Origin of the sequence: Clostridium sp. NSJ-145, from assembly GCF_021044725.1 — a bacterium.
GTDB lineage: Bacteria > Bacillota > Clostridia > Clostridiales > Clostridiaceae > Clostridium > Clostridium disporicum_B.
In genome coordinates this window covers 1-1,045 of sequence record NZ_JAJNOS010000054.1, presented here as the reverse complement: position 1 = coordinate 1,045, position 1,045 = coordinate 1, and the positions used below count along the sequence as shown (strand labels likewise).

General features: G+C 30.7%; 1 protein-coding gene. It reads left to right on the top strand.

Annotated features, from left to right (window positions below; all coding sequences use genetic code 11):
* Window positions 1–89: 89 nt before the first annotated feature.
* On the top strand, window positions 90–1,045 hold a 956-nt coding region (locus tag LQE93_RS16725), incomplete at its 3' end, for an IS1595 family transposase (RefSeq protein ID WP_231074578.1).

The following is a 1,045-nucleotide window of genomic DNA, read 5'->3' as shown; positions in this document are numbered from 1 at the left end:
GGCTTTGTTTTAATAAACTGTTGAAATTTGATTAACCTCTATAAATATGGTTATAATATATAATATAACTACTATTTAGGAGGTTTTTTATGCCAAGAGTTAATAATGTTATTCAGCAAGTTTCACAATTAAATACATATGAGCAAGAGAAGGTATTTGATTTTTTAAAGACTGTATTGATGTCAAATGGAATAACTAACTCTATAGATGAAGAAATCGCTGAAAATAGATTTAACAAGGGGAAGTGCTGTCCTTTTTGCAATCATGATAAAATATCTAAGTATGGAAAATATCATGGCAAGAATGGCGTTAAACAAAGGTATAAATGCCAAAATCCAGAGTGCAAAAAAACTTTCAATGATTTTTCTAAATCCCCAGTTTCAAGTAGTAAAAAGGGATTAGATAAATGGCTACTATATGCTCAATGTATGATAAATGGTAACACTATTAGGCAATGTGCCGAAATTGTTGAGATTAATATTGCAACAGCTTTCTTTTGGAGACATAAAATTATAGACGCTATTAGAAAATTTATTGGCTACGGCTCTCTTGAGGGTGTTATTGAACTCGATGAGACATACTTTGCCCTTAGCTATAAAGGGAATCATAGCAAAAGTTCTAATTTTACTATGCCAAGGGAATCAAGAAAGCGTGGTAAAGAAATAAATACAAGAGGTATATCAAAGGAATTTGCCTGTGTATTATGTGGTGTAGATAGATTAGGAAATATATATACTGGTTTAATATGTGATGGCAGACCTAACTATACTGATATAAATAGGGCTTTATCAGAGGTTGTTGAAGAAAATTCTATTTTATGTACTGATAAACATAGGAGTTATATCCCATTTGCGGCTCAACATAATTTTGAATTACATCAAATTAGGGGCGGGAGAAAAACTGTGGATATTTATAATATTCAAAGAGTCAATGCTTTTCATAGTAGCTTAAAAAGATGGATAAGAAAGTTTAATGGTGTTTCAACCAAGTTCCTAACAAACTACCTATTTTGGTATAAATGGACCCAATTATTTAAAACAGAAAT